Source organism: Agromyces selenitireducens (assembly GCF_052748465.2).
Window position 1 is genome coordinate 1,103,645 of the sequence record NZ_CM188259.1, and the last position, 25,727, is coordinate 1,129,371.

At 70.6% G+C, this 25,727-nt stretch carries 21 protein-coding genes; 15 read left to right on the forward strand and 6 right to left on the reverse strand.

The window, feature by feature from the left end; genetic code table 11:
• Positions 1 to 11: 11 nt before the first annotated feature.
• The 4 genes from ACULK4_RS05180 (at position 12) to ACULK4_RS05195 (ending at position 4,606) form a co-directional block, all read left to right on the forward strand.
• Positions 12 to 1,409, forward strand: a complete 1,398-nt coding sequence (locus ACULK4_RS05180; protein ID WP_445965719.1) for a M24 family metallopeptidase — start codon at positions 12 to 14, stop codon at positions 1,407 to 1,409.
• Complete coding sequence (locus ACULK4_RS05185; protein ID WP_445965718.1) at positions 1,406 to 2,488, forward strand: zinc-dependent alcohol dehydrogenase; 1,083 nt, start codon at positions 1,406 to 1,408, stop codon at positions 2,486 to 2,488. Before ACULK4_RS05180 ends, ACULK4_RS05185 begins: the two co-directional genes overlap by 4 nt.
• A 64-nt stretch (positions 2,489 to 2,552) precedes the next feature.
• A complete protein-coding gene (locus ACULK4_RS05190) occupies positions 2,553 to 3,611 on the forward strand; it encodes a 2,3-butanediol dehydrogenase (RefSeq protein ID WP_445965717.1) in 1,059 nt (352 codons plus the stop codon).
• Positions 3,612 to 3,631: 20 nt separating this feature from the next.
• Positions 3,632 to 4,606, forward strand: a complete 975-nt coding sequence (locus ACULK4_RS05195) for a zinc-dependent alcohol dehydrogenase (RefSeq protein WP_445965716.1) — start codon at positions 3,632 to 3,634, stop codon at positions 4,604 to 4,606.
• 74 nt (positions 4,607 to 4,680) lie between these two features.
• Here ACULK4_RS05195 and ACULK4_RS05200 read toward each other — a convergent pair whose 3' ends face one another.
• A complete protein-coding gene (locus tag ACULK4_RS05200) occupies positions 4,681 to 5,760 on the reverse strand; it encodes an SDR family oxidoreductase (protein WP_445965715.1) in 1,080 nt (359 codons plus the stop codon).
• Between the two features lie 387 nt (positions 5,761 to 6,147).
• On the opposite strand from ACULK4_RS05200, the gene ACULK4_RS05205 reads away from it, so the two are divergent.
• The 6 genes from ACULK4_RS05205 (at position 6,148) to ACULK4_RS05230 (ending at position 14,176) form a co-directional block, all read left to right on the forward strand.
• On the forward strand, positions 6,148 to 7,116 hold the full coding sequence (locus ACULK4_RS05205; RefSeq protein ID WP_501043358.1) for an ABC transporter permease subunit: 969 nt from the start codon (positions 6,148 to 6,150) through the stop codon (positions 7,114 to 7,116).
• A gap of 75 nt (positions 7,117 to 7,191) precedes the next feature.
• On the forward strand, positions 7,192 to 8,292 hold the full coding sequence (locus ACULK4_RS05210; RefSeq protein ID WP_445965713.1) for a substrate-binding domain-containing protein: 1,101 nt from the start codon (positions 7,192 to 7,194) through the stop codon (positions 8,290 to 8,292).
• 110 nt (positions 8,293 to 8,402) lie between these two features.
• Positions 8,403 to 10,934 carry an ATP-binding cassette domain-containing protein gene (locus ACULK4_RS05215; RefSeq protein ID WP_445965935.1) on the forward strand — a complete coding sequence of 844 codons (2,532 nt, stop codon included), beginning with the start codon at positions 8,403 to 8,405 and terminating at the stop codon, positions 10,932 to 10,934.
• A gap of 4 nt (positions 10,935 to 10,938) precedes the next feature.
• Positions 10,939 to 11,973 (forward strand): ketopantoate reductase family protein, encoded by a 1,035-nt coding sequence (locus tag ACULK4_RS05220; RefSeq protein WP_445965712.1) that lies wholly within the window; start codon positions 10,939 to 10,941, stop codon positions 11,971 to 11,973.
• Positions 11,970 to 13,055, forward strand: a complete 1,086-nt coding sequence (locus ACULK4_RS05225; RefSeq protein ID WP_445965711.1) for a ketopantoate reductase family protein — start codon at positions 11,970 to 11,972, stop codon at positions 13,053 to 13,055. Before ACULK4_RS05220 ends, ACULK4_RS05225 begins: the two co-directional genes overlap by 4 nt.
• Before the next feature lie 47 nt (positions 13,056 to 13,102).
• The gene (locus tag ACULK4_RS05230; RefSeq protein WP_445965710.1) at positions 13,103 to 14,176 is read left to right on the forward strand and encodes a ketopantoate reductase family protein; all 1,074 of its coding nucleotides are present in this window, start codon (positions 13,103 to 13,105) and stop codon (positions 14,174 to 14,176) included.
• Here ACULK4_RS05230 and ACULK4_RS05235 read toward each other — a convergent pair.
• Together ACULK4_RS05235 and ACULK4_RS05240 are read right to left on the reverse strand one after the other, a co-directional pair.
• Positions 14,161 to 14,466 carry a Dabb family protein gene (locus ACULK4_RS05235; protein WP_445965709.1) on the reverse strand — a complete coding sequence of 102 codons (306 nt, stop codon included), beginning with the start codon at positions 14,464 to 14,466 and terminating at the stop codon, positions 14,161 to 14,163. The genes ACULK4_RS05230 and ACULK4_RS05235 overlap by 16 nt on opposite strands.
• Positions 14,463 to 15,314 carry an NAD(P)-binding domain-containing protein gene (locus ACULK4_RS05240; RefSeq protein WP_501043359.1) on the reverse strand — a complete coding sequence of 284 codons (852 nt, stop codon included), beginning with the start codon at positions 15,312 to 15,314 and terminating at the stop codon, positions 14,463 to 14,465. The genes ACULK4_RS05235 and ACULK4_RS05240 overlap by 4 nt, the downstream gene beginning before the upstream one ends.
• A 226-nt stretch (positions 15,315 to 15,540) precedes the next feature.
• Here ACULK4_RS05240 and ACULK4_RS05245 point away from each other — a divergent pair, with 226 nt between their 5' ends.
• Positions 15,541 to 16,290 carry a cupin domain-containing protein gene (locus tag ACULK4_RS05245; RefSeq protein ID WP_445965708.1) on the forward strand — a complete coding sequence of 250 codons (750 nt, stop codon included), beginning with the start codon at positions 15,541 to 15,543 and terminating at the stop codon, positions 16,288 to 16,290.
• 27 nt (positions 16,291 to 16,317) lie between these two features.
• Here the strand turns inward: ACULK4_RS05245 and ACULK4_RS05250 are convergent, their stop codons facing one another.
• Both ACULK4_RS05250 and ACULK4_RS05255 read right to left on the reverse strand, forming a co-directional pair.
• A complete protein-coding gene (locus tag ACULK4_RS05250; protein WP_445965707.1) occupies positions 16,318 to 17,007 on the reverse strand; it encodes a GntR family transcriptional regulator in 690 nt (229 codons plus the stop codon).
• On the reverse strand, positions 17,004 to 17,528 hold the full coding sequence (locus ACULK4_RS05255) for a VOC family protein (RefSeq protein WP_445965706.1): 525 nt from the start codon (positions 17,526 to 17,528) through the stop codon (positions 17,004 to 17,006). Before ACULK4_RS05255 ends, ACULK4_RS05250 begins: the two co-directional genes overlap by 4 nt.
• 163 nt (positions 17,529 to 17,691) lie before the next feature.
• Here ACULK4_RS05255 and ACULK4_RS05260 point away from each other — a divergent pair, with 163 nt between their 5' ends.
• Together ACULK4_RS05260 and ACULK4_RS05265 are read left to right on the forward strand one after the other, a co-directional pair.
• On the forward strand, positions 17,692 to 19,878 hold the full coding sequence (locus ACULK4_RS05260) for an alpha-ketoacid dehydrogenase subunit alpha/beta (protein WP_445965705.1): 2,187 nt from the start codon (positions 17,692 to 17,694) through the stop codon (positions 19,876 to 19,878).
• On the forward strand, positions 19,878 to 21,254 hold the full coding sequence (locus ACULK4_RS05265) for a dihydrolipoamide acetyltransferase family protein (RefSeq protein WP_445965704.1): 1,377 nt from the start codon (positions 19,878 to 19,880) through the stop codon (positions 21,252 to 21,254). The genes ACULK4_RS05260 and ACULK4_RS05265 overlap by 1 nt, the downstream gene beginning before the upstream one ends.
• A 406-nt stretch (positions 21,255 to 21,660) precedes the next feature.
• On the opposite strand, the gene ACULK4_RS05270 is transcribed toward ACULK4_RS05265, so the two are convergent.
• Positions 21,661 to 22,980: a cyanophycinase gene (locus tag ACULK4_RS05270; protein WP_445965703.1), complete on the reverse strand. Its 1,320-nt coding sequence runs from the start codon at positions 22,978 to 22,980 to the stop codon at positions 21,661 to 21,663.
• A 104-nt stretch (positions 22,981 to 23,084) separates the two neighbouring features.
• Here ACULK4_RS05270 and ACULK4_RS05275 point away from each other — a divergent pair, with 104 nt between their 5' ends.
• The gene (locus tag ACULK4_RS05275) at positions 23,085 to 24,938 is read left to right on the forward strand and encodes a helicase HerA-like domain-containing protein (RefSeq protein ID WP_445965702.1); all 1,854 of its coding nucleotides are present in this window, start codon (positions 23,085 to 23,087) and stop codon (positions 24,936 to 24,938) included.
• Positions 24,939 to 24,943: 5 nt separating this feature from the next.
• A complete protein-coding gene (locus ACULK4_RS05280) occupies positions 24,944 to 25,561 on the forward strand; it encodes a GNAT family N-acetyltransferase (protein WP_445965701.1) in 618 nt (205 codons plus the stop codon).
• The last annotated feature ends 166 nt before the right edge of the window (positions 25,562 to 25,727 follow it).

Genomic DNA, 25,727 nt, shown 5'->3' on the forward strand with positions numbered 1-25,727 from the left:
GAGCGATCAACATGAAGAGCACGGGCACGACGGGAATGAACTCGGTCGACTGGGAGGCGCGGGTCGACTTCGACCGACTGCGCGACGACCGGCTGGCGCGCCTCAAGGCCGAACTCGAGCGGTCCGACCTGGGTGCGCTCCTGGCCTTCGACTTCTCGAACATCCGGTACATGACCGCCACGCACATCGGCACGTGGGCGATGGACAAGCTCATCCGATTCAGCCTGCTGACGCGCAACAGCGATCCGATCTCGTGGGACTTCGGCTCGGCGGCCAAGCACCACAAGCTCTACAACCCATGGCTCGACGTGACCACGACCGAGATGGACGCCGACCCGGACGCGCCGCACGAGGGCGCGAAACGGCCTCGCCTGGAGAGCGGCGCGCGTGCCGGCATCTCGACGCTCCGCGGCGCCTTCCCGCCCGACGCGGAGATCGCCGAGGGGGTGGCGAAGAAGATCAAGCGCGAACTCGAGAAGTTCGGCATCGCCAACCAGCCGCTCGGCGTCGACGTGATCGAGTTGCCCATCCTGTTCGCCCTCCAGCGGGAGGGCATTCAGGTCGTCGACGGCCAGCAGGTGTTCCTGGAGGCGCGCCGCATCAAGACCGGCGACGAGATCCGACTCCTCACCCAGGCCGCCTCGATGGTGGATGCCGCGTACGAGGACCTCTACCAGTTCCTCCGCCCGGGCGTGCGCGAGAACGAGGCGGTCGGACTCGTCGCGAAGACGCTGTACGACCTCGGATCCGAGTACGTCGAGGGCGTGAACGCCATCTCGGGAGAACGGTGCTCGCCGCACCCGCACGTCTTCTCCGACCGGCTCATCCGGCCGGGCGACCCGGCATTCTTCGACATCCTGCACAGCTACAACGGCTACCGCACGTGCTACTACCGCACCTTCGCAGTGGGCTCGGCGAGTTCGGCGCAACGCGACGCGTACACCCGGGCCCGCGAGTACATGGACCGGGCCATCGCGCTGGTCCGGCCGGGCGCGACGACGGCGGACATCGTGTCGGTCTGGCCGAAGGCGCAGGAGTTCGGGTTCCCCGACGAGGAAGCCGCATTCGCGCTGCAGTACGGTCACGGCGTCGGGCTCTCGATCTGGGAGAAGCCGATCTTCTCCCGGCTGGTCTCGTTCGATCACCCGGAGGTCATCGAGGAGGGCATGGTGTTCGCGCTCGAGACGTACTGGCCGTCGGCCGATGGCTGGGGCGCAGCGCGAATCGAGGAGGAGGTGGTCGTGACCGCGCACGGATGCGAGGTCATCACCAAGTTCCCGGCAGAGGAGCTGCTCGTCGCCGGCCCGCGGTACCACGCGGTCGGCGGTCCCCTGAACCTCACGCGTGACTCCCAGTCGCACCTCAACACGACGTGGGGTCGGCGCGACGACCCGTCGGAGGAGGGATGACGACGCCCGTCGGGACGATGGACGCCGCCGTCTACCACGGTCGCGGCGACGTGCGCGTCGAGCAGCGGCCCATCCCGATCGCCCGTGAGGGCCAGGCGCTCGTCAAGGTGCTGCGCAGCGGCATCTGCGGCACGGATGCCACGGAGTGGAAGTCCGGCCCCATCATCTTCCCCATCGACCGGGTCCACCCCAACAGCGGGCACACGGGTCCGCTGGTCATCGGCCACGAGTTCGTCGGCGAGATCGTCGACCTGCCCGGGGGGCCGGTCGACGGCTTCGCGGTCGGCGACCACGTGGCATCCGGTGCCGGCGTCTCATGCGGGGAGTGCGACCGATGCCGGGAGGGCCGCACCAACTTGTGCGCGCACTACGTCACCCACGGGCTCAACGTCGACGGCGGCCTCGCCGAGTACGTCGCCGTCGAGACCTCGACGCTCGTCCCGATCCCGCCGGGATGCTCGCTCGACGATGCCGGCGTCGCGCAGCCGCTCGCCGTCGGCCTGCACGCCGCGCGGCGCGCCGGCGCGCGCGACGGCGATCGCGTCATCCTGTTCGGCGCGGGCGCGATCGGCACGTTCATCCTCGCGGGACTCGTGTCGCTGGTCGATGCCGACATCACCGTCGTGGACTTCGCAGGCGATCGACTCGACCGCGCGCTGCGGCTCGGCGCCACCCGGGTCGTGCCGGTCGACGACGACCTCGTCCCCGCGTTGCGCGCCGTCGTGGGCACGGGCGGGGCCGACGTCGTGATCGAGGCGACCGGGGCGCCCGGCCAGCTCTCGGTCGCGCTCGACCTCGTCCGACAGGGTGGGACGATCCTCGGCGTCGGGTTGCCGTCGGCGCACCAGGACCTCGACGTCCACCGCCTGGTGATGAACGAGGTGACGATCGCCACGACGGTCGCGCACATCTGCGGCGAGGACCTCGCGCCCGCCCTCGAGATCCTCGCGACCACGGATCTCGGCGACGAGCTCGTCGAGGCCGTCCATCCGCTCGACGAGGTGCCGCACCAGCTCGCCCGGCTCGCCGGCGGCGAGATCCGAGGCAAGGTCCTGTTCGACCCCACCCGATCCTCCTGAACCCCGTCGCCGCCGCGACCGACCGCGACGCGCGCACCCGAACACAGAAAGGTGGCCGAGTGCCATGAGAGCAGCCGTCTTCCACGACGCGAAGGACATCCGGGTCGAGGATGTCGCGGAACCGACGTCGGTCGGGCCGAACGAGGTGCGACTGAAGCCGTACTGGTGCGGTATCTGCGGGACCGACCTGCACGAGTACGCGGTCGGGCCGATCGTGATTCCCACGGAGCCGCATCCGCTCAACGGGTCGACCGCTCCGCAGATCCTCGGGCACGAGTTCTCGGGTGAGGTGCTCGAGGTCGGCGCCGAGGTGACCTCCGTCCGCGTGGGCGACCGGGTGTCCGTCATGCCGTTGCTGTTCTGCGGCGCGTGCTACTTCTGCCGTCGCGGGCTGAACCATCTCTGCACGTCCATGGCGTGCGTGGGCCTGAGCGACGCGTGGGGCGGCATCGCCGAGCAGTGCGTCGTGCCGGAGTCGAAGGTCGCGAGGCTGCCCGACTCCATGAGCGACATCCAGGGTGCGCTCGTCGAGCCGACGGCGGTCGCCGCATACGGCGTCGACCGGGCAGGTGTCCGCCCCGGCGACACCGTCCTCGTCACGGGACTCGGGCCGATCGGGGCGCTCGCCTCGCTCTACGCCGCCTCGCTCGGCGCGACGGTGTACATGTCCGAGGTCAACCCGAAGCGGCAGGAGCTGGCCCGCTCGCTCGACGTGGGCGAGTTGCTCGATCCGCGTTCGACGGATGTCGCGGCGGAGCTGAAGGACCGCACCGGCGGCATCGGCGTCGACGCGGTGATCGAATGCTCCGGCAACGAGATCGCGCTGCAGACGGCGCTCGCGTCGGTGCGCGCCTCAGGCGACATCTCGCAGACGGGCTTGCACACCAAGCCCGCAGCGATCGATCCGATGGTGCTGTCGGAACGCGACATCACGCTCCGTGGCACCTGGTGCTATCCCGTCACCGACTGGCCGCGCATCATCGACCTCATCGGGCGCGGCCGCATGGACGTCGAGAAGGTGGTCAGCGCCCGCATCGACATGGCCGACATCGTCGAGAAGGGGTTCGAGACGCTGCTCTCGCCGACCGGCGACCAGGTCAAGGTCCTCGTCCGGGCCGAATGAGCAACCCAGGAGAGAGAGTCATGAAGGCACTGCAGTACACCGCCGTCGGCACCCCGGCGGTCCAGGAGCTCCCGGTTCCGGAGATCGCCGACGACGAAGTGCTCGTCGCAGCCCGATCGGTCGGGGTCTGCCACTCCGACATCGAGTTGCTCGAGGGTCGGTACATCATCCCGTTCGAGTACCCGATCATCCCCGGGCACGAGTGGTCCGGCGAGGTCGTGGCGGTGGGCTCCAAGGTGACCGGCCTCGCGCCCGGCGACCGTGTCGTCGGCGAATGCGTCATCGGAGACGACCACTTCGGGTTCTCGATCAGCGGTGCGGCCGCCGAGTTCTTCGTCGCGAAGGAAGGCTGGCTGCACCGGCTGCCCGACGGGGTGTCGTGGACGAACGGCGCGCTCGTCGAGCCGTTCAGCGTCGCGTACTACGCGCTCATGCGCGTCGGCAACGTGAACGCGAGCGACACGCTCGTCGTGCTCGGCGCCGGCCCCATCGGCCTGTGCGTGACGGCCGCAGCGGCGGCGCTCGGCGCGAAGACGATCGTGGCGGAGCCCAGTGCGTCGCGCCGTGACCAGGCGGTCGCGCTCGGCGCCCACCGGGCGGTCGACCCGGCCGACCTCGACGACCTCCTCGCCGCGGAGACCGACGGTCGGGGCGCCGACGTCGTGATCGAGGCGAGCGGTCGGCCGGAGGTGATGGCTCGGGCCCTCGAGATCGCCGCGTTCAAGGGGCGCATCGGGTACATCGGGATCGACGTCGGACGCGAGGCGCCGGCGAAGCTCGGCCTGATCCAGTCGAAGGAGCTGACGATCACCGGCTCGATCGGGTCGCCGGGAGTGTGGCCCGAGACCCTGCGCTTCATGGCGCAGTCGGGAATCGACCTCTCGTCCCTCGTCACGAGCCGCTTCACGGTCGACGAGGCGACCCAGGCCCTCGAGGCCGCGCAGCGGCCCGCCGAGAACATCAAGGCCCACATCGAGTTCACCGCGTCCGCCTGAGTCGGCCGACGCGAGTCGGGCACGTCGAGGGGGCGGCGGACGAGATGGTCCCGCCGCCCCCTCGTCGTCGCCGCTCAGGGGAGCAGCTTCGCCTCGCGGTACCGCTCGACCTTGTCGAAGAAGCTCTTCGGCGTGGAGCGGAAGCCGAGGAATCCCGCCTCGCGGCTCTTGGTCATGTCGGTGATGCACTCGACCTCGCGACCGAGGTCGCTGTCACTGTGCCACCACGACGCGAGCTTCGTCACGTCGGCTTCCGCCAGGCCCTCACGCTCGGCGATGCGGCGCCACACCTCGGGTGCGACATCCGTCATCGACTCGACGAGCGTGCGCGGCGTCTCGCCGGGGCCCTCCCAGTCCACGCCGAAGTACGCGGCGATCTGCGGCCAGAGCCAGCGCCACCGGAACTGGTCGCCGTTCGCGATGTTGAAGGCCTCGTCCTCGCCCTCCGGGTGCGTCGACGCCCAGACGAGCTGCTCGCCGAGCAGGTCGGCATCCGTGACGTCCGTGACGAAGTTCCACTGCGCTACCGAGCCGGGGAAGACGAACGGCCGACCGAGCTCCTTGCAGATGGTCGCGTAGACGGAGAGCGTGAGCACCATGTTCATGGCGTTGTCGACGGCGAAGCCGAAGATGGTGTGCGAGCGGTGCACGCTCCAGGTGAAGCCCATGCGCTCGGCGGCCGCGAACAGCTCGTCCTCCTGCGCGTAGTAGAAGTTCGGGTTGGGCAGCCTGGGCTCGGACTCGTGGAACGGCGTCTCGGCCTTGACACCCGTGGCATAGTCCTCGAACGGGCCCAGGTAGTGCTTGAGGCCGGTGAGGAGCGCGACATGACGGACGCCGCCGTCGGGCTCGAGCGCGGCGAACAGGTTGCGCAGCGTCCGGGTGTTGACCTCGATGTTCTCGGCCTCGGTGTCCTTGCGGATCCAGGCGGTGATGATGACGACCTCCGGCCGAAGGCCCGCGAGCGCTGCCCGGGTGGCCTCGGCGTCGAGCAGGTCCACCTGTACGGGCGTCACGCCGTCGGGTAGGCGTCGTGCGCGTCGTGCGAGGCCGTGCACCTCCCAGCCGGCGTCGACGAGTTGGCGCGAGACCGTCTGTCCCGCGATCCCGGTCGCCCCGACGACGAGCGCCCGGCGCTGCTGGTCAGTGTTCATATGTGAACCTCTTTCGAACGGCGTTGTTCAGTTGAGGTAAACATTAGCGTACGGCCAGCGAGGCGGCCATCGCTCGTCGGCCGCGACGAAGCGAATGGCTCGGCGCGGTGGTCACGCTTGCGCGGATTCGCGGGGCTTTCGACTCTCACAGAGGTTCTGGGCGCGGTGGGAAGCGGCCTTCGTGCAGTGGACGGCCGCGACCCTCATCGGCCTCCGCAACGGGTTCCGGGCGGAATCGTTACCTACAACGCTTGTGAACACCGCGGGAAATCCATAAAGTGTGGCTCAACACTTCGTTCGGTCGGGCCGGACGACGGGATGACTTTCGAAGGGGAGAGCATGACCGACGAATCGACACCTCGGCGCCTGACAAGTGCGCGCTTCGGCGTGTCCAAGGGACTGCTGACGATGGCCGTCTCGCTCGTCGTGCTCGTCATCCTCGGCTTCGCCATCGCCCCGAGCAGCGTCTCGCAGGGCGCGGTCCTCGGCATGCTGCCGTTCGCGTCGGTCCTCGCGATCGTGGGACTCGGCCAGATGCTGGTCGTGCAGCAGGGCGGCATCGATCTCTCGGTGCCTGGTGCCGTGTCGCTGGCGGTCGTGCTCTCGACGCACATCCCGAACCAGGACGATTCCATGCTGGTGCCGGCGATCCTCGCCGTCTACGCCTGGGCGATCGGCGCCGGCCTGCTCAACGGGTTCATGGTGGGCCGACTGGGCCTCAACCCGATCATCGCGACGCTCGGCACCAACGCGCTCCTCTTCGGCGCCGTGCTCGGCATCTCCGGCGGCATCCCCCGCACGACCACGCGACTGCTCAGCTCCATCGCGGGCGGTCGCACCTTCGGCATCCCGAACGCCCTGCTCATCGCGCTGGTCGTGCTGCTCGTCGTCGCGATCCTCGTCAAGCGAACGGTCGCGGGTCGACGCTTCGAGGCGGTGGGCGCCAGCCCGGCAGCGGCACGGGCGACCGGGCTCAAGTACCGGACGCACCGCGGAGCCGCCTACGTCTGGGCGCAGCTGCTGTTCGCGACGGCCGGCATCCTGCTCGCCGGCATCACCAACCAGCCGACGGCGTTCCAGGGCAACACGTACCTGCTGACGTCGGTCGCGGTCGTGGTGCTCGGCGGCACGTCCCTGCTCGGCGGCCGCGGCTATCCCGTTGCCACCGTCGTCGCGGCGCTGTTCCTCAGCCAGCTCGACCAGTTCGTGCTCGCCCTGGGCGTGCCGTTCGCGGTCCGCACGCTGGTGCAGGCGGCGGCGCTCGCGATCGGCGTGGCCATCTACACCGTGGACTGGGCCGCGCTGCGCCGAAGACTCGCTGCAAGGTCGGATGCCTCGGCGCCGGCCACACCCTGAGACCCCCGCTCCTACGGAGCGAGGTGCACCAAGAGAATCGTGCGACATGGCGGTCGCGCGGATATGGAGGACAACATGATTCACCGCAGAATCGCCACGGCGATCGCCGTCGCGGGCGTCTCGGCACTGGCCCTGGTGGGCTGTTCCTCGGGCGGGGCCGACGAGGCCGCCGAAGAGGGCGGCACCTCGGTCGAGGGCGCTCCCGCCTGGTGCGGCCCCGAGGAGGCCGTCGTCGGCCTGCTCGACGGCTTCGGCGGCAACAGCTGGCGACTCGTCACGACCGCGGCCGGCCAGGCCGAGGTCGAGAAGTGCCCGAGCGTCGTCGAGTACCTGTACGCCGACGGTCAGGGCGACACCCAGAAGGCCATCTCCGACATCCAGGGCATGGTCGCCTCGGGCGCCGACGCGATCGTCGTGTTCCCGGATGCCGGCGAGGCCATGCTCCCGGCACTGCGCAGCGCCTATGAGGCGGGCGTCGTGACGGTCCCGTACCGGGTCGACCCGGGCGGCGAGGACGGCGTGGACTACGACATCTGGGTCGGCGCCGACTTCGTGGCCGACGGCGTGGCCTGGGGCGAGTGGATCCAGGCGAACTTCCCCGACGGCGCCAACATCCTCTTCCTCAGCGGTCCGGCCGGCAACAGCCAGGGCCTCGATGAGCGCGAGGGGTTCGAGTCCGTCCTCACGGACCCGAAGTACGAGTTCATCGGCGAGCAGCCCTACGAGGTCACCAACTGGGACCCCGCGCTGACCCAGCAGGTGCTCACCGCGGCGATCGCGAAGTACGACCAGATCGACGTCATCGTCTCCGACTTCGGCCCGTCGCTCGTCGGCGCGCTGCCCGAGTTCGAGAAGAGCGGCCGTTCGATCCCCGCGCTCGCCACGTCGGACGGCAACGTCCTCGCCTGCTTCTGGCAGGAGAAGTCGCCGGACAACCCGGACTTCAAGCTGACCACCGTGGCCACCGGCAACGACAACGTGCGCCTGGCCGTGCAGCACGCCGTGGCACGTGCCACGGGCGGCGAGATCCCCTCGGAGACCGTCTTCGAGGCGCCGCAGTTCGAGGACTCGGTCGACGGCGACCCGAACGAGGTCCAGTGCCGTGACGACCTCCCCGGCGACATCTACCTGTCCGCCGAGATGGACGCCGACGAGCAGGCCGCGCTGCTCGAGTAGCGGCATCCGTCACCTCACGGTCTCCCGGCCCGCTGCCCAGCGGCGGGCCGGGAGACCAACGAACCACCCGAACCCGATCCCGAGCCCGGAGTGAGGATCCTCACGTGAACATGCAAGCCGCCGAAGCCCCGACCACGGTCGCCACGCTCGTCATGTCCGGCATCTCGAAGAGCTTCGGCGGCGTCGCTGCGCTGACCGACGTCTCCCTCGAGGTGCGCCCGGGCGAGGTCCATGCGCTGCTCGGCGAGAACGGCGCCGGCAAGTCGACGCTCATGAACGTGGCCACAGGAACGATCCGTCCCGACGCCGGCTCGATGGTCTTCCGCGGAGAGGCCATCGACGGCATCGACCCGCGCGACGCGACCCGGCTCGGCATCGCGTTCGTCCACCAGCACCCGGCGGTGCTCCCGGACATGACGGTGTTCGAGAACCTCCTCGTGGCGCTGCCGGCGTCGGTCTTCGCGGACGCCCCGTCGCGCGAGGAGTCCGCGCGCTCCCTTCTCGCGCGGGTGAACCTGCGCGTGCACCTCTCCGACCGGGTCGAGGCGCTCTCGGTCGCCCAGAAGCACCTCCTCGAGATCGCGAAGGCGATCGCCGTGAAGCCCGCGCTGCTCGTCCTCGACGAGCCCACCGCGCCGCTCGGCGAGGAGGCCGTCCGCATGCTGTTCGGGCTCGTGCGCGACTTCGTCGCCGCCGGGACCTCGGTCGTCTACATCACCCATCGGCTCGCGGAGGTCCGAGAGCTCGCCGACCGCGTGACCGTCCTGCGCGACGGGCGACTTCGCGCGACCGCGATCGTCGACGAGATCTCCGACCGGGAGCTCCTCTCGCTCATCGTCGGGCGGCAGCTCGACTCGACCTTCCCTCCGAAGCACGACGGGCCCGCCGACGAGGCACCCAACTTCATCGTCGAAGGGCTCACCGGTCCCGGCTTCAAGGACGTCTCCATCACCGCCCGGCGCGGCGAGATCATCGGCGTGGCCGGCGTCGTCGGCAACGGGCAGAGCGAGCTGCTGCGCTCGCTCGCCGGGCTCTCCCACTTCGACGGCACCGTCTCGATCGACGGCACCCGGGTCACAGCGAAGCGCCTCCTCAGTGAGGCCGCCTACCTGCCGGCCGATCGCCTCAGCGAGGGACTCATGATGCGCCTCACCGTCCGCGAGAACGCGGCTGTCTCGGCGCTCACCCGGTTCCGCACCGCCCGGCTCCTGAACCGCAAGCGCGAGCTCGGCATGGTCGGCGACACTCTCGGTTCGCTGTCGGTGAAGGCCGCCTCGCTCGATGCGCCCGTGTCGTCGCTCTCGGGCGGCAATCAGCAGAAGGTCATGGTGGCCAGGGCGCTGCTGTCCGAGCCGGAGCTGGTGCTCGCCGACGAGCCGACGCAGGGCGTCGACGTCGGCGCCCGCGCCGAGATCTACCAGATCCTCCGCGAGGTGTCCGCGTCCGGCATCCCGGTCATCGTCGCGTCGTCGGACGCCAAGGAACTCGAAGGCCTGTGCGACACCGTCATCGTCATGTCGCGCGGACACGTCGTCGACGTGCTCCGAGGGGACGACCTCACCGAGGAGCGGATGATCCACGCCGCCGTGAGCTCGACGACGCAGACCGTCGGCGTGGAGGACATCGCCGACGCCGAGATGGACGAGCGCACCGCGGTCCGCCGCGCGAAGATCCGCCGCTTCGTCCAGGGCGACTACGCGCCCGCCGTCCTGCTGGTCGCGGTCATGGTGCTGCTCGGCGCATTCATCTTCGCGCAGAACGACCGCTACCTCGGGGCGTTCAACATCTCCTCGATGCTGCTGCTCGTCTCGGCGCTCGGCTTCATCGCCATGGGCCAGACGATCGCGCTGCTCACGGGCGGCATCGACCTGTCCGTGGGGCCGCTCGTCGGCTTCCTCGTCGTGGTGGGGTCCTTCTTCATCCTCAACGAGACGCCCACGACGTCGATCCTGCTCGGCTTCGCTGCGATGCTCGGCGCCTCGATCATCGTCGGGCTCGTCAACGGCACATTGATCAGGTACGTGAAGTTCACCGCGATCGCGGCCACGCTGACGGTCTACATCGCGCTGCAGGGCATGAGCTTCATCCTCCGCCCGACCGCGGACGGCTACATCAACGCCGACGTGTCGCGGGCGATCACCACAAAGCTCGGTCCGATCCCGGTCGCATTCATCGTGCTGGTGCTCGTCGTCATCGGGCTCGAGTACGCGCTCCGCCGCACCCCGTGGGGGTGGCACCTGCGCGCCGCCGGCTCCGACGAGGAGTCCGCGCGACGCGTCGGCGTCGAGATCAACCCGACGATCGTGCTCGCGTACGTGGCGACCTCGGTGCTCACGTTCCTCGGCGCGATCATGCTCATGACGCAGATCGGCGTGGGCGACCCGTCGCAGGGCGTCGCGTACACGCTCTCGAGCATCACGGCGGTGGTCCTCGGCGGTACGAGCCTCCTGGGCGGACGAGGGACCTTCGTGGGCACGCTGTTCGGCTCGATGCTGCTCGTCCAGGTGCTGAACGCCACGGTGTTCCTGCGGCTCGACCAGATGTGGCAGTACATCCTCCAGGGCGTCCTGATCCTCGCCGCCGCCATCCTCTATGCGGTCGCGCGGTCCAAGCGACGTCGGCGCGTCTCGCGGAGGGCCTGACCGGATGGCGGACGCACCGCGCATCGCGGTGCTCGGCACCGGGGCGAACGGGGCCGCCATCGGCGCCGACCTCACGCGCGCCGGCCACGACGTGACGTTCATCGAGCAGTGGCCCGCGCACGTCGAGGCGATGCGACGCAGCGGCATCCGAGTCGAGATGCCGGACCGCACCGAGGTCACGCCGGTGCAGGTTCACCACGTGTGCGACGTGGCGGAGCTGCGCGAGCCGTTCGACCTGGTCTTCCTCGTCGTCAAGGCGTACGACACCCGTTGGGCGTGCGAGCTCATCAGGCCCGTCCTCGCCGACGACGGCCTCGTCGTCGGCGTGCAGAACGGGATGACCATCGACGACATCGCCGATATCGTCGGGCCGCATCGCACGATCGGGGCGGTGATCGAGATCGCCGCGAACATGTTCGAGCCGGGCGTGGTGGAGCGGCAGAACCCGCCCGACGAGACGTGGTTCGCAGTCGGCGGCATCCATCCCGCGACCGCCATGCGGGCGGAAGGGGTGGCGGGCGTGCTGCGGGCCGCGGGCCGGGTCGAGGTCTCCGGCGACATCCGTTCGTCGAAGTGGATGAAGCTCGTGGTCAACGCCGCCGAGCTGGTGCCGTCGGCCATCCTCGACCTGCCCCTCGACGACGCCGTGCGCGTGCCCGGCATGCGCGACTTCATGGTGCGCGCCGGCCGGGAGGCCGTCCGGACCTCGCTCGACGCCGGCAACCGGCTCGTGCCGATCTTCGGCATGACCGAGGCGGATCTCGTCGATGCGGACCACTACGCCGATCGGCTGCTCGAGATCGTGCTCGACGTCTACACGCTGCCGAGCACCCTCACCACCGTCCTCCAGGACTGGCGGAAGGGTCGGCGCAGCGAGGTCGAGGAACTCAACGGGCTCGTGGCCCGCGAGGCCGAACGCCTCGGCGGTGCAGCCCCGTACAACGCACGCGTCGCCGAACTCGCGCGCGAGATCGAGTCCGGTCGGCGCGCCGCCGGCGTCGACAACCTGACCGAGCTGCTCGGGGTGGTGGCGACATGAACCGGCGGGTGACGGATGCCGCGGAGCTGGAAGGGCTGCGGATCGCGGTGCTCGGCACGGGTGCGAACGGCTCGGGCATCGGGGCCGATCTCGCCCGCGCCGGCCTGGACGTCACCTTCGTCGACCAGTGGCCGGCGAACGTCGAGGCGATCCGCGCGCAGGGAGTGCGTGTCGAACTGCCGAGCGACGTCGAGGTCACCGAGGTGCGCGTCCTGCACCTGTGCGAGGCGGCCGAGCTGCGCGAGCGGTTCGATGTCGTGCTCCTGCTCGTCAAGGCCTACGACACGCGATGGGCGTGCGAGCTGATCAAGCCGTACGTCGCGGACGACGGCGTGGTGGTCGGGGTCCAGAACGGGATGACCGCGGATGACATCGTCGAGATCATGGGTCCGCATCGGGCCCTCGGCGCGGTCATCGAGGTCACCGCGGCGATGGAGACCCCGGGCGTCGTCATGCGCCACTCCGGCCACGACCGCTCGTGGTTCGCCGTCGGGGCGCCCGATCCCGCGAGTGAGCGCCACGTCGCGACGGCGGCCGCCGTCCTCCGGCATGCGGGCGTCGTCGAGGTCACCGATGACATCGCCTCCGCGAAGTGGATGAAGCTGGTGCTGAACGCCGCGGAGCTGGTGCCGTCGGCCATCCTCGACCTGTCCATCGCCGAGTGCGCGCGCTTCGACGGCATGCGCGAGGTGATGCTGGAGGCCGGGAACGAGGCGATCCGCGCGGCGCAGCTCATGGGCCTGCGGATCCGGCCCATCTTCGGGATGACGGGGGCGGCCGCGTCGTCGCCGGAGACCTACGTCGCGACCGTCCTCGACGAGTTGCTCGCCGAGTACGTGCTGCCGCATTCGCGGTCGACCGTGCTGCAGGACTGGTCGAAGGGACGACGGGCCGAGGTCGGCCAGATCAACGGCGCGGTCGTCGACACGCTGGCGCGGTTCGGCGAGACGGCGACGGTGAACCGGGCCGTGGTCGAGCTCGCCGCGGAGATCGAGGCCGGCCGCCTGACGCCGGGCACCCACCTGCGGCCCGCACTCACGGCTCGCATCGCCGAGCTTCGCGAGCGCGCGCCATCCGCCTGACCCGTCGCCAGGGCGGCGACGAACCCACTCATCGAGGAGGAGCAACAATGGATCTCTCGCGACTGCGCATCGCCGTCGTCGGCACCGGGGCGAACGGCGCGTCGATCGGCGCGGACTTCATCCGCGCCGGGCTGGACGTCACCTTCATCGAGCAGTGGCCGGCCCACGTCGAGGCGATGCGCGCCGACGGCCTCACCGTGCACTTGCCGGACGAGACGCAGGTCACGCCCGTGGATGCGTACCACCTGTGCCAGGTCGCCGAGATGCGCACCGCCTTCGACCTCGTGTTCACGTCGGTGAAGACGTACGACACCCGGTGGGTGTGCGAGCTCATGAAGCCCGTCATGCGCGACGACTCGGTGATGGTGGGACTGCAGAACGGCATGACGATCGACGCGGTCTCGGAGATCCTCGGCGCCCGTCGTTCGGTGGGCGCGGTGCTCGGCATCGCCGCGAACATGTTCGAACCCGGAATCGTCGTCCGCCAGGTGCCGCCGTCGGGCACGTGGTTCACCGTCGGCACCATCGACGGGCGACGCACCGAGCGGCTCGAGCAGGTCGCCGCCGCGCTCTCGCACGCCGGCGTGACCGAGGTCAGCGACGACATCCGCTCGTCGAAGTGGATGAAGCTCATCGCCAACATCCCCGAGATGCTTCCGTCCGCGATCCTCGGCGTTCCCCTGCTGACCGCGGTGGGGCTCGACGGGGTGCGTCCGGTCATGGATGCCGCCTCCCGCGAGGCGTACGCGCTGGCCACCGACCTGGGCATCCGGATGCTGCCGGTCCTCGGCAAGACGGCCGACCAGATCCCGGAGTCCGACCAGTACGCGCTCGACCTGCTCGACGTCGTGCTCGACCGCTTCTCGCTCCCCGACACGCGCGTGGCCGTGCTGCAGGACTGGGAGAAGGGTCGGCGGGCCGAGCTCGACGCGTTCAGCGGATACGTCGTCGCGAAGCGTGCCGAGATCGGCGGGCGGGCACCCGTCAACGAGGCGATCCTGCGACTCGCGGAGCGCATCGAGGCGGGGGAGCTCTCACCCTCCCCGCAGAACGCCCCGCTCCTCGTGGAGGCGGCCGACCGGGCGTCGGCCGAGGCCGCCGCGGCTCACGGCGTCTCGTAGTCGACGATCGCCTTCTCGGCAGCCACCGAGTTCACGACGTCGAGCGCGCGCACGTGCTCGGGGTGCACCTGGTACGCGGCGAGGTCCTCCCACGACGCGTGCTCGGTCTCGAGTGCGGCATCCCAGTGCGTCTCGACGGTCTTCGGGTCGGCCGACAGCCGCAGGCTGAGCACCCCGGGGACGGATGCCGCGAGCGGCTCGAGCGCGGCGCGGAGCGCCTCGACCTGCTGTGCTCCCGCGCCGTCACGGGTGCGGTCGGAGACCTTGAACAGGACGATGTGACGGATCATCGTGCCGGACCTTCCTCGTGCGAGCGCGCCCTCGTGACCTCGGCGACCGCCGACCAGTCCAGATCCCGCAGTTCCGGGTCGGCGAGCGCCGTCTCGAAGAGCTCCCGGAGCACCGGCGCGATGGGGAGCGTGACGCGGAGCGTCTCCGCGGCGTCCTCGGCGAGCGAGAGGTCCTTCAGGCCGAGCGCCATGGAGAAGCCCACGGGCTCGTAGCGCTTGCCGGCGATGATCGGACCGTAGCCGCGGTGCACCGATCCGCTGAAGGCCGTGTGCGTGAGGATGTCCACGAACTCCTCAGGGTCGATTCCGGCCGATTCGACGAGCACGACGGACTCCGCGATGGACTGGAGGGCATTGATGATCGAGTAGTTGACGGCGATCTTGACGAGGCTCGCCATGCGCGGATCGGCACCGAGGTTCCACACGCGCTGGCCCAGTCGCTCGAGCGTCGGCATGGCCGCCGCGACCGACGGCCCATCGCCGGAGGCGACGATGAGCAGGGCGCCGGTCGACGCGATGGTGGAGCGCCCGAGCACGGGGGCCTGGACGTACCCGACGCCGTGCCGGGCGTGACGTTCGGCGAGTTCGTTCGCGGCCGCCGGGCTGATGGTCGCGTGGTTCACGTGGACGCGACCGGCGGGAACGGCGGCGAGCAGGCCGTCGTCGAAGACCGAGAGGAGCGCGGCATCATCGGCGAGCATCGAGTGCACCACGGGCGCCGCCGCGAAGACGGCCTCGGGTGTCGGCGCGGCCGTCGTCCCGAGCCGATCGGCGAGTTCGACGGCCGGGCCGGGGCTGCGGTTCCACGCGGTGACGCCGAATCCCTCGGAGACCAGACGCTCGGTCATCCCGCGCCCCATTGCCCCGAGGCCTACGAACCCCACTTCCAGATCCACGTCGACCTCCTCACGGAGACGCCGTGCGGCATCCCCGTCTGTACAGTAATGATTAACAACGAGCCACGCAATCGCGCGTTCGCGCTCGAATGACGGGAACTGCGTCTATCATGGCGAGACGGAAATCTGTTCAGCTGTGCTGAAACGGCACGGCGAATCACACGCGAAGGAAGCGACCATGCAGCTCGATGTGGGTTCGGAGCTCCGCCGCGTGCGGGAATCGCGGAAGCTGAGCCTCCGCAACGTGGCTTCCGCCGTCGGCGTCTCGGCCAGCCTGCTGTCGCAGGTCGAGACCGGCAAGACGCAGCCGTCGGTCAGCACCCTGTACGCGTTGGTGAACTACCTCGGCATCTCGCTCGACGGGCTCATGGGCACCACCCGGGCCGGCGCGCCCGCGATCGGGGTCGCGAACCCGGTCGTCGAGACGGCGCCGACGGGGTCGCGACTCAGCGACGCCGTCGTGCAGCGACGCGAGGACAACCCCGTGATCGAGATGGAGAACGGCGTGACCTGGGAGCGGCTCGCCGTCGGGGCGAGCTCCGTGGCCGATCCGCTCATCGTGACGTACCAGCCGTCCGCCTCCAGTTCGATGGAGGGCAAGATGATGCGGCACGCGGGCCTGGAGTACGGTGTTCTGCTCGAGGGCCGGCTGACGCTGCGCATCGACTTCGACACCTACGAACTCGAACCGGGCGACTCGTTCTGCTTCGACTCCGGTCGCCCGCACCTCTACGTGAACCAGTCCGAACAGCCGGCGCGCGGCATCTGGTTCGTCATCGGGCGCCGTGACACCTCCTACCAGTCGCTCGCGGACCTCGGCCACGATCAGCCCGCCGAGGCGCGCCCGATCGCCTCGGCCGTCGACGTCCTGCACGCGATGAAGTCCATGCGCGCGCCATCCGAGGCCGCGGAGGCTCCGGGAACCTGACGCGCCCTCCGGCGCCGACCGGCGCGCTCAGCCGCCCGGCGAGAAGACCTCCGGATGCCGCGACAGCAGTCGCCTCGTGCGCCGGATGTGTCCCTCGATCGTGCGCTCGGCGCCCTCGACATCGCCGTCGCGGAGCGCGACCACCATGAGGTGGTGCTCGTCGTGCATGATCCGGCGGATGTCGGCGTCGGCGAGCATCGTGTACGCGCGCCGGTATGGCTGGGTCGTGTTCCAGAGGCGTTCGACCAGGTCGCCGAGCATGAGGGTGTCGGCGCGCGAGTAGCTCAGCATGTGGAATTCGCGGTCGAGGCGGAGGAACTCGCCGACATCGTCGGTGGCCGTCATCGCGGTCGCGAGGGCTTCGAGCCGGTCGAGGTCGGCGGGCTCCAGGCGGGGTGCGGAGTACCGGAGCAGGAGCGGCTCGAGCCGTTCGCGCGTCTGGTAGACCTCCTCGCACTCGCTGAGGGTCAGGCGGGAGACCCATGCACCGGCGTTCGCGACGAGCGTGACGAGGCCCTCCGCCTCGAGCGCCCTGAGCGCCTCGCGCACGGGCACGCGGCTCGCACCGAAGCGCTCGGCGATCTCCTCCTGGCGGAGCCGCGCGCCCGGCGGGTAGTCGCCGTGTGCGATCGCGTCGCGGATGCCGGCAGCGATCCTCGAGCTGGCGTTCCCGTCGCGCGACACGGGCACCTGCACCTGCATGTCGACGGCGCTCATGCGGCGGGGTTCCGCGGGTCCCAGAGCTTCACCGCGGCATCCGCCTCGTACGCCTTGCCGTTCGGGAAGCTCACGAGTTCGAGCTGCATGCCCCACGGGGTGAGGAAGTAGACCCAGCGCTGGCCCTCGCTCGCGTTGCGGCTCGCGGTGGGCTCGCCGAGGACCTGCACGCCCTGCTCGAGCAGGTACGCGACGGCCGTATCGAGGTCGTCGACGTAGAAGGCGAGGTGGTGGCCGCCGATGTCGCTGTTCCGGGGTTGGCCGTTGCGGCCGTCGGCGGGCTCCCACTGGAAGATCTCGAAGTTGGGCCCGTGCTTGCATCGGAAGAACCGGAGTTCCCGCATGACCGTGCGGGGATGGACGTTCAGGTGCTCGGCCATCCAGTCGTCGTCGCGTTGGAACGGGCCGAGGGTGTAGACGTACTCGCACCCGATGACGTCGACGAAGAAGCGGTGCGCCTCGTCGAGGTCGGGCACCGTGAAGCCGATGTGCTCGGTTCCCCTGAGGCCTGGCAGTGCCATGTCGCATCCTCTCGTCGGCAATGACTGGATGCAATCATAGCAATCGGATCACGCTGCTCGCGCTGAGACTTCACGAAACGCCTTGGATTGGATCCAATGATCCCGTACGATGGCCGTACGCCATCGCACCGCCGCGATGCGCCGCCGACGGAGGACCACAGCCATGCCGAGACGACGACGCCTGGAGCCCACGGCCGAGTGGGTCCAGCTCACGACCACCGCAGCCGACTGGAAGGCCGCCGAGCCCGCCCTGCTCGAGGCGATGCTGGGCCAGCTCCATCTCATCCGCGCGTTCGAGGAGCGCGTGCTCGACCTCGCGGCCGACGGTCTCGTGCACGGCCCGGCGCACTCGTCGATCGGCCAGGAGGGCGGTGCGGTCGGCTCGATCGTGGGGCTGCGGTCGACGGATGCCGTGAACGGGTCGCATCGCGGTCACCACCAGTTCCTCGCCAAGGCCATCACGCACGTCTCGGGCGGGCGGCTCGATCTCGACCGGCTCGTCACCGACGACCTCCAGGCGCTGCTGCAGCGCACGCTCGCCGAGATCCTCGGGCTCGCGCAGGGCTTCTGCCGCGGCCGGGGCGGCTCGATGCACCTGCAGTGGTTCGAGGCCGGAGCGCTCGGCACGAACGCCATCGTCGGCGGCGGCGCCCCGATGGCCACCGGCAACGCGTGGGCGCAGAAGCACGCGGGCACGACCGACCTGACCGTCAACTACTTCGGCGACGGCGCCGCGCAGATCGGCTCGGTGCTCGAGTCGATGAACCTCGCCGCCGCCTGGAAGCTGCCGGTCTGCTTCTTCGTCGAGAACAACCTCTACGCCGTCTCCACCCGCATCGAGGAGGCTGTCGCCGACACCCGGCTCTCGGTGCGCGGCCAGGGCTTCGGCATCCCCTCGTGGCGGGTCGACGGCATGGACCCGCTCGCCGTGCACCTCGCCATGCGCGAGGCCGAGGAGGTCATGCGCTCCGGCGGCGGCCCCGTCGTCGTCGAGGCCGAGGTCTACCGCTTCTTCCACCAGAACGGCCCGTACCCCGGCAGCGCGTTCGGGTATCGCACCAAGGAGGAGGAAGAGGAATGGCGTGCGCGCGATCCGCTCGAGCGCGTCGCCGCCGAGATGATCCGGCTCGGCCGGATCTCCCGCGAGCAGGTCGACGCGGTGCGCGCCCAGGCGGTCGCCGCGATGGATGCCGCCACCGGCGAGCTGCTCGAGGACGACCCCGAGAAGCAGGGGCGTCGCCGCATCCGCCCCGAGCTCTGGCCCGACCCGGAGTTCGTCGACGTCGGCGTGCGCGGCGACGGCAGCGAGCTCGATGCGCTTCGTGCGCTCGAGCCGACCGCCGACGACCGCGAGCGCGAGAGCCTGAAGTTCGTCGACGCGGTCGCGGGCGTCATGGACCGACGCATGGGCGAGGACGAGCGCATCATCGTGCTCGGCGAAGACGTGCACCGCCTGAAGGGCGGCACGAACGGCGCCACCAAGGGCCTGTCGACCGCGTACCCCGAGCGGGTGCTCGGCACCCCGATCAGCGAGAACGCGTTCGCCGGCCTCGGGGGAGGGCTGGCACTCGACGGCCGCTTCCGACCCGTGGTCGAGTTCATGTATCCCGACTTCATGTGGGTCGCCGCCGACCAGGTCTTCAACCAGATCGGCAAGGCCCGACACATGTTCGGGGGCGACAACCCTGTGCCCCTCGTGCTGCGCACGAAGGTCGCCATGGGGTCCGGCTACGGCTCGCAGCACCTGATGGACCCGGCCGGCATCTTCGCCACGAGCCCCGGATGGCGCATCGTCGCGCCGTCGACGGCCGAGGACTACGTGGGCCTCATGAACGCGGCGCTCGCGCTGCAGGATCCCGTGCTCGTGATCGAGCACGTCGACCTCTACAACGAGAAGGACACGGTCATCGCGGGCGACCTCGACTACGTGATCCCGCCCGGCACTGCCGCCATCCGTCGCGAGGGGTCGGAGGTGACCGTCATCAGCTACCTGTCGATGGTGCGGCACAGCCTCGAGGCGATCGAGCAGACCGGCGTCGACGCCGAGCTCATCGACCTGCGCTGGCTCGACCGCGCGTCGATCGACTGGGCGACCATCGAGGAGAGCGTGAAGAAGACCAACGCGGTGCTCATCGTCGAGCAGGGCGCGCGCGGCACCTCGTACGGCGGCTGGCTCGCCGACGAGATCCAGCGCCGCCTGTTCGACTGGCTCGACCAGCCCGTGCAGCGCGTCACCGGCTCCGAGACGTCGCCGTCGATCTCGCGCGTGCTCGAACGAGCGGCCATCGCCCGCACCGAGGAGGTCGCCGCGGCCCTCGAGACGGTCCGCGCGAACGCGGGAGGTGCGTGATGGCCACCACCGTCCGCATGCCCGAGGTGCTCGCGAACACGACCGAGGCCGCGATCCAGTCGTGGTCGGTCGCTGTCGGCGACGAGGTCGCCGTAGGCCAGCCGCTCGCCGAGATCGAGACCGACAAGGCCGTCGTCGAGTACGCGGCCGAGGTCGCCGGCACCGTCCTGGAGCTGCTCGTCGCCGAGGGCGACCTCGTCGACGTCGGCGCTCCGATCGCGGTGGTCGGCGAGCCCGGCGAGACGGCGACGGATGCCGCGCCCGGCCCCCGTTCCGACGCGACGGCCGCGGATGCCGCTGCCGCACCCGCGACGGAGGCGGTGCCGTCGGATCCCGAGTCCGCCGCCCCCGTCGCCGACGCCGAGCCCGCGTTCGACGAGACGTCCGAGGCGACGTCCCAGCACGCGCTCGCGGCATCCGAGACCGAGGGCCGCGGCGGCACTGGCGACGGGAGTACGGCGGGCCGACGCTTCATGAGCCCGCTCGTGCGGCGCCTCGCGCGCGAGCACGGCATCGACCTCGCCGGAGTCGCCGGCACCGGCCCCGAGGGGCGGATCGTGCGCCGGGACATCGAGCCGCTCGTCGCGGCAGCGGGTTCGGGCCCCGCGCCCGCAGGGGCGCCCGCAGACGCCGCCGCGTCGCCCGCGCCCGCGGCTCCGGCGCCCGCGCCGGCGGCATCCGCGCCCACCGCGTCGCCCGACGCCGAGCTCATCCCGCACACGCGCATGCGCCGCACCATCGCCCGCCGGCTCGTCGAGAGCAAGACGCAGGTGCCGCACTACTACCTGACCGCAGAGTGCCGCGTCGACCGCCTGCTCGAGCTGCGCCGCGAGCTGAACGAGCCCGGCATCGTGAAGGTGTCGGTGAACGACCTCGTCGTGAAGGCCGTCGGCGGCGCGTTCGCCGACGTGCCCGAAGCGAACCGCACGTGGACCGACGACGGCGTGCTGCAGCACCGCAGGGCCGACATCGCGATCGCGGTGGCCATCGACGATGGACTGGTGACGCCGGTGGTCCGCGGGGTCGAGGGGCTCAGCGTCTCCGAGCTCGGCCGCCGCATCGCCGACCTCGCCGAGCGGGCGCGCACAGGAGGACTGCGTCAGCATGAGATCGAGGGCGGCAGCTTCTCGGTGTCGAACCTCGGCATGTACGGCACGCAGGAGTTCAGCGCGATCATCAACCCGCCGCACGCGGGCATCCTCGCGGTCGGCGCGGCGCGGCAGGCGCCCGTCGTGGTCGATGGCGTGCTCGAGGTCGGCACCGTCATGAACGTCACCCTGTCGGCCGACCACCGGGTGCTCGACGGCGCCCTCGCCGCCCGCTGGCTCGCGGCGTTCGTCGCGCGGATCGAGCATCCCCTGACGATCCTCGCCTGATCCCCCCAGGCGCCGCGGCGACACGGCGATGGCCGGACCCGATCGGGTCCGGCCATCGTCGGTGCGGCAGCCTCCGACCGGCAGACCGTCCGAGCATCGGATCGCGTCCGCAGGACGAGCGACCTCGGACGTCTCATATCGCGTCCATGACGCGGCTCGTCCTGCGGTTGCGTCCGACTGCGCGGTTCCTCCGGGCGGACTCCGCAGGACGAGCGACCTCGGAGGTCTCAGATCGCGTCCATGACGCGCCTGATCCTGCGGTTGCGTCCGGCTGCGCCGCCGGCTGTGCCGCGGCATCCGCTCGACAGGTCGGAGGAGCCGCGATCAGAGGGGCGTCGCGGCGACACGACGATGGCCGGACCCGATCGGGCCCGGCCATCGTCGCCGCGGTAGGGCGCGGCCCCCGTCAGTCCGCGGGGGAGATGGTGATCTCGAGGTCCTCGAAGCCGCCGTCCCACCACGAGGTGGCATCGGTGCGGTCGAGCACGGTGCGGTACCGGGGGTCGGTCTCGTAGGTCATGCCCTCGGCGCGATCGGCGACGGATGCCACGAGCGCGACCCCGAGGTCGACGAGCGAGTACACGCCCGCGTCGGGGTTGTCGATCGAGTCCCAGACGTCCGCGACGGGCGCCGGCGCGGCATCCGTGCCCGCAGCCGTGCGACGCTCCGACCCGGGCGTGATCGCACCAGTGGCGAAGTCGACCCGGTCGCCGGCGACGAGGTACGACCAGCGCGTTCCGCTGCCGACCGCTCCGTCGATCACCGTGTCGGACGTGTCGAGGAGCGACACGCCGTTGCGGCCGATGACCTCGGCCTCGCGGGTGGCACGGTCGTAGACGAGCGCGGTCGTCTCGTCGACGCCGACGACGAGGTCGTGCCCGGTCTGGTCGGCGAGCTTGATCATGCGCGCCTGCCGGCCCCACGTGCCGAAGTGGCTGTCGAGCTTCCCCTCGGGGAAGAACCCGAATCCGCCGTACGGCAGGTGCGCGAGCGCCGATGCGTCGTCGAGGTATCCGGGCGTGGTGCCGTCGCGCCAGGCCTGGTACGGCTCGCCACCGGTGACCATGTCGGCGCCCTGCTGGATCGTGGTGCCCGCGCTGACGCCCGAGACGACCCCGCCTCGGTCGAGCACGCCGCGGATCTCGGCCATGACCTTCGTGTCGCTGCACGAGGTGAACGCCTCGTCGTCGGCGTGCTTGCAGTCGAACAGGGTGCGCACATAGCGCATCTGGTCGCCGCCGCCGAAGAAGACGCCGGTCGCCTTCGCGACCTCGCGGGCGACCTTGGGGTCGTTCGCGTTCGAGGGCTTGTAGGCGTCGCCGGCGAAGTTCACCGCGGTGTCGATCGGAACGGCGTACGTCTCGGCGCCGAACCGCTCGAACAGCGCCGAGTAGTACAGCCCGTTCGCCGACGCGTTGTTGAGCGTGTCGTCGGCGGCGGCCTCGGCGGTGCGGGCAGCGGATGCCGCGGCCGTGACGATCGCGATGCGCGCCTTCCGCGGTCCGTCGCCGTCGGGGTCGGCGAGCTCGACGATGCGCTGGAGGATCGTCGCGTCCTCCTTGAGGTTGCCGCCGATCAGCACGAGGCTGCCGTCGGGTGCGGTCGGTGCCGCGGTCTTCGGGGTGGCCGCCGCGGGGCTGGCGGCGATGAGGCACGCGGCCGCGGCGGCGGCCGCGACGATCGTGGCGGTGGGGCGGGGGATCATGTGGTCCTCTCTTCTCGTCATCGAGTGCTCGTCACGTTACAGCGAGCATTACAGAAGCGCTAGATGTAATGCGTGTAACAAACTCATCTCGGTGGTGTGACGCCCGCCGCGGCTAGGATCGCGGCATGGCGGATGACGCGGTCCAGCAGGCGCAGCAGGCGGCAGAAGAGGCGGCGAAGGCGGCCGCCGAACTGCAACGGCAGGCGGCGGAGGCGATCCGCAAGGCGGAGGAAGCGGCGGCGCTCGCGAAGGCCGCCCTCGAGGCGCAGCAGGCGAGCGCAGACGCGTCCGTGCAGGTCGAGGAGCGCCCGGCGAAGCCGGACGGGTCTCGAGACCCCGCCCCCGCACCCGCCGGTCCACTCGACGCGGCCGAGGTCGACGCGATCCGCGCGGGGTACTCGTTCGAGGGCGCCGCGCTCGAGATGGGCGCACTCGTGAACGGCGAGGCGATGCCCGACGTCCCGGTGCGCATCCCGCTCGCGATGACCAACCGGCACGGACTCGTCGCCGGCGCGACCGGAACGGGCAAGACCCGAACCCTCCAGGTGCTCGCCGAGCAGCTCTCGGCCAACGGCGTGGCGGTCTTCGCCGCCGACATCAAGGGCGACCTGTCCGGCATCGCGACGCCGGGGGAGGGCAGTGAGAAGCTCCTGAAGCGCACCACGGGCATCGGGCAGGACTGGGCGCCCGCGAGCTTCCCGACCGAGATCTTCTCGCTCGGCGGCGTCGGGTCCGGGGTGCCGATCCGCGCGACCATCTCGGGCTTCGGGCCGCTGCTGCTCAGCAAGGTGCTCGGGCTCAACGACACGCAGGAGTCCAGCCTCGGACTCGTGTTCCACTACGCCAACAAGAACGGCCTCGCGCTCCTCGACCTCGACGACCTCCGCGCCGTGCTCGCCTACCTCGTCAGCGACGACGGCAAGGCCGAGCTCGAGGGCCTCGGCGGGCTGTCCAAGGCCACGGTGGGCGTCATCCTGCGCGAGCTCATCGCGTTCGCCGACCAGGGCGCCGACGTCTTCTTCGGCGAACCCGAGATCGACACCGCCGAGTTCCTGCGCACCGCGTCCGACGGGCGCGGCGTCATCAGCATGCTCGAGGTGCCCGGCGTCGCCGACAAGCCCGCGCTGTACTCGACCTTCCTCATGTGGCTGCTCGCCGACCTGTTCCAGACGCTGCCCGAGGTCGGCGACCTGGACAAGCCCAAGCTCGTGTTCTTCTTCGACGAGGCCCACCTGCTGTTCAAGGACGCCTCGAAGGAGTTCCTCTCGCAGGTCGTCCAGACGGTGCGGCTCATCCGCTCGAAGGGCGTGGGCGTGTTCTTCGTGACGCAGACCCCGAAGGACGTGCCCGGCGATGTGCTCGCCCAGCTCGGCTCGCGCGTGCAGCACCAGCTGCGCGCCTTCACGCCCGACGACGCCAAGGCGCTCCGCGCGACCGTGTCGACGTACCCGAGATCGGGCTACGACCTCGAGGAGACCCTGACCGTGCTCGGCACGGGCGAGGCGATCGTGACCGTCATGAACGAGAAGGGCGCTCCCAGCCCGGTCGCGTGGACTCGGCTGCGAGCGCCGCAGGCGTCGATGTCGCCGAGCCCGCACGAGGGCGTCGAGAAGGCCGTCTCGGCATCCCCGCTGATGGCGAAGTACGGCACCGCGATCGACCGCGAGTCGGCGCACGAGCTCCTCACGAAGCGCATGGCGGATGCCGCGGCCGCGGCCGATGCGGAGGAGGCGGCGAAGGCGCAGGCCGAGGCCGAAGCCGAGTACGAGAAGATGCAGGCGAAGATCCGCGCCGAGGAGGAGAAGGCGCAGAAGAAGGCGCAGGCCGAGTACGAGCGGCTGCTGAAGAAGACGTCGGGGTCGTCGCGCTCGCGGACGTCCCAGCGGTCCACGCTCGAGCAGGTGCTCGGCTCGAAGTCGACGCAGCGCGCGATCACGCAGGTGCTCACCGGCATCTTCGGCATGGCCAAGCGCCGCTGAACCCCGTGCCGACGATCCGCCGCTACCGGCCCGAGGACCGGGACGCCGTCGCCGAGGTCTGCCTGAGGACCGCGGCCGGGGGAGGCGACGCGACCGGCGTCTACTCCGACGATGCGCTGATGCCCGAGGTCTACGCGCTGCCCTACGTCGGGTACGCGCCCGACCTGGCCTTCGTCATCGACGACGACGGCGGCCGGGTCGGCGGATACGTGCTCGGCGTGGCCGACACCGCCGACTTCATCGACTGGTACGCGCACGAGTGGGCGCCCGGCTTCCGTGCGCGGCATCCGTCGCCAGGGCCGCCCACGGCGCATCGCCCGGCCTACACCGAGGCGCAGCTCATCGCCGACGGCGGCGACCCCGAACGGATGCGGATCGCCGAGCTGGACGCGTACCCGGCGCACCTGCACATCGACCTGCTGCCCGAGCACCAGGGGAAGGGCCTGGGGCGCCGGCTGATCGACACGCTGCGCGCGCAGCTCGCCGACCGCGGCGTGCCGGCCCTGCACCTCGGACTCGACCCTGCCAACACGGGCGCTCGCGCGTTCTACGAGCGGCTGGGATTCCACGAGCTGCCGTCGAGCCGGCCCGACGCGCCGCTGCTCGGCATCGCCACCCGTTGACCGTATCCGGGCCCGAGCCCGAACCCGAACGGTCCGGCTCGTCCGCCCCCAGTCTTGGGGGGACCCGCCGGGCAGTGGTCGGTGGGAGGCTTGGGGGACGCGCCGGACCCGAATCGGCGAGGAGGAACTCGATGCAGGTTCGCGAACCCCGGACCGTCCCTGAGGT

Coding starts and splice junctions, on each gene's coding strand:
- ACULK4_RS05180 (WP_445965719.1), top strand. CDS start 12: ATGAAGAGCACGGGCACGACGGGAATGAACTCGGTCGACTGGGAGGCG.
- ACULK4_RS05185 (WP_445965718.1), top strand. CDS start 1,406: ATGACGACGCCCGTCGGGACGATGGACGCCGCCGTCTACCACGGTCGC.
- ACULK4_RS05190 (WP_445965717.1), top strand. CDS start 2,553: ATGAGAGCAGCCGTCTTCCACGACGCGAAGGACATCCGGGTCGAGGAT.
- ACULK4_RS05195 (WP_445965716.1), top strand. CDS start 3,632: ATGAAGGCACTGCAGTACACCGCCGTCGGCACCCCGGCGGTCCAGGAG.
- ACULK4_RS05200 (WP_445965715.1), bottom strand. CDS start 5,760: ATGAACACTGACCAGCAGCGCCGGGCGCTCGTCGTCGGGGCGACCGGG.
- ACULK4_RS05210 (WP_445965713.1), top strand. CDS start 7,192: ATGATTCACCGCAGAATCGCCACGGCGATCGCCGTCGCGGGCGTCTCG.
- ACULK4_RS05215 (WP_445965935.1), top strand. CDS start 8,403: ATGCAAGCCGCCGAAGCCCCGACCACGGTCGCCACGCTCGTCATGTCC.
- ACULK4_RS05220 (WP_445965712.1), top strand. CDS start 10,939: ATGGCGGACGCACCGCGCATCGCGGTGCTCGGCACCGGGGCGAACGGG.
- ACULK4_RS05225 (WP_445965711.1), top strand. CDS start 11,970: ATGAACCGGCGGGTGACGGATGCCGCGGAGCTGGAAGGGCTGCGGATC.
- ACULK4_RS05230 (WP_445965710.1), top strand. CDS start 13,103: ATGGATCTCTCGCGACTGCGCATCGCCGTCGTCGGCACCGGGGCGAAC.
- ACULK4_RS05235 (WP_445965709.1), bottom strand. CDS start 14,466: ATGATCCGTCACATCGTCCTGTTCAAGGTCTCCGACCGCACCCGTGAC.
- ACULK4_RS05240 (WP_501043359.1), bottom strand. CDS start 15,314: ATGACCGAGCGTCTGGTCTCCGAGGGATTCGGCGTCACCGCGTGGAAC.
- ACULK4_RS05245 (WP_445965708.1), top strand. CDS start 15,541: ATGCAGCTCGATGTGGGTTCGGAGCTCCGCCGCGTGCGGGAATCGCGG.
- ACULK4_RS05250 (WP_445965707.1), bottom strand. CDS start 17,007: ATGAGCGCCGTCGACATGCAGGTGCAGGTGCCCGTGTCGCGCGACGGG.
- ACULK4_RS05255 (WP_445965706.1), bottom strand. CDS start 17,528: ATGGCACTGCCAGGCCTCAGGGGAACCGAGCACATCGGCTTCACGGTG.
- ACULK4_RS05260 (WP_445965705.1), top strand. CDS start 17,692: ATGCCGAGACGACGACGCCTGGAGCCCACGGCCGAGTGGGTCCAGCTC.
- ACULK4_RS05265 (WP_445965704.1), top strand. CDS start 19,878: ATGGCCACCACCGTCCGCATGCCCGAGGTGCTCGCGAACACGACCGAG.
- ACULK4_RS05270 (WP_445965703.1), bottom strand. CDS start 22,980: ATGACGAGAAGAGAGGACCACATGATCCCCCGCCCCACCGCCACGATC.
- ACULK4_RS05275 (WP_445965702.1), top strand. CDS start 23,085: ATGGCGGATGACGCGGTCCAGCAGGCGCAGCAGGCGGCAGAAGAGGCG.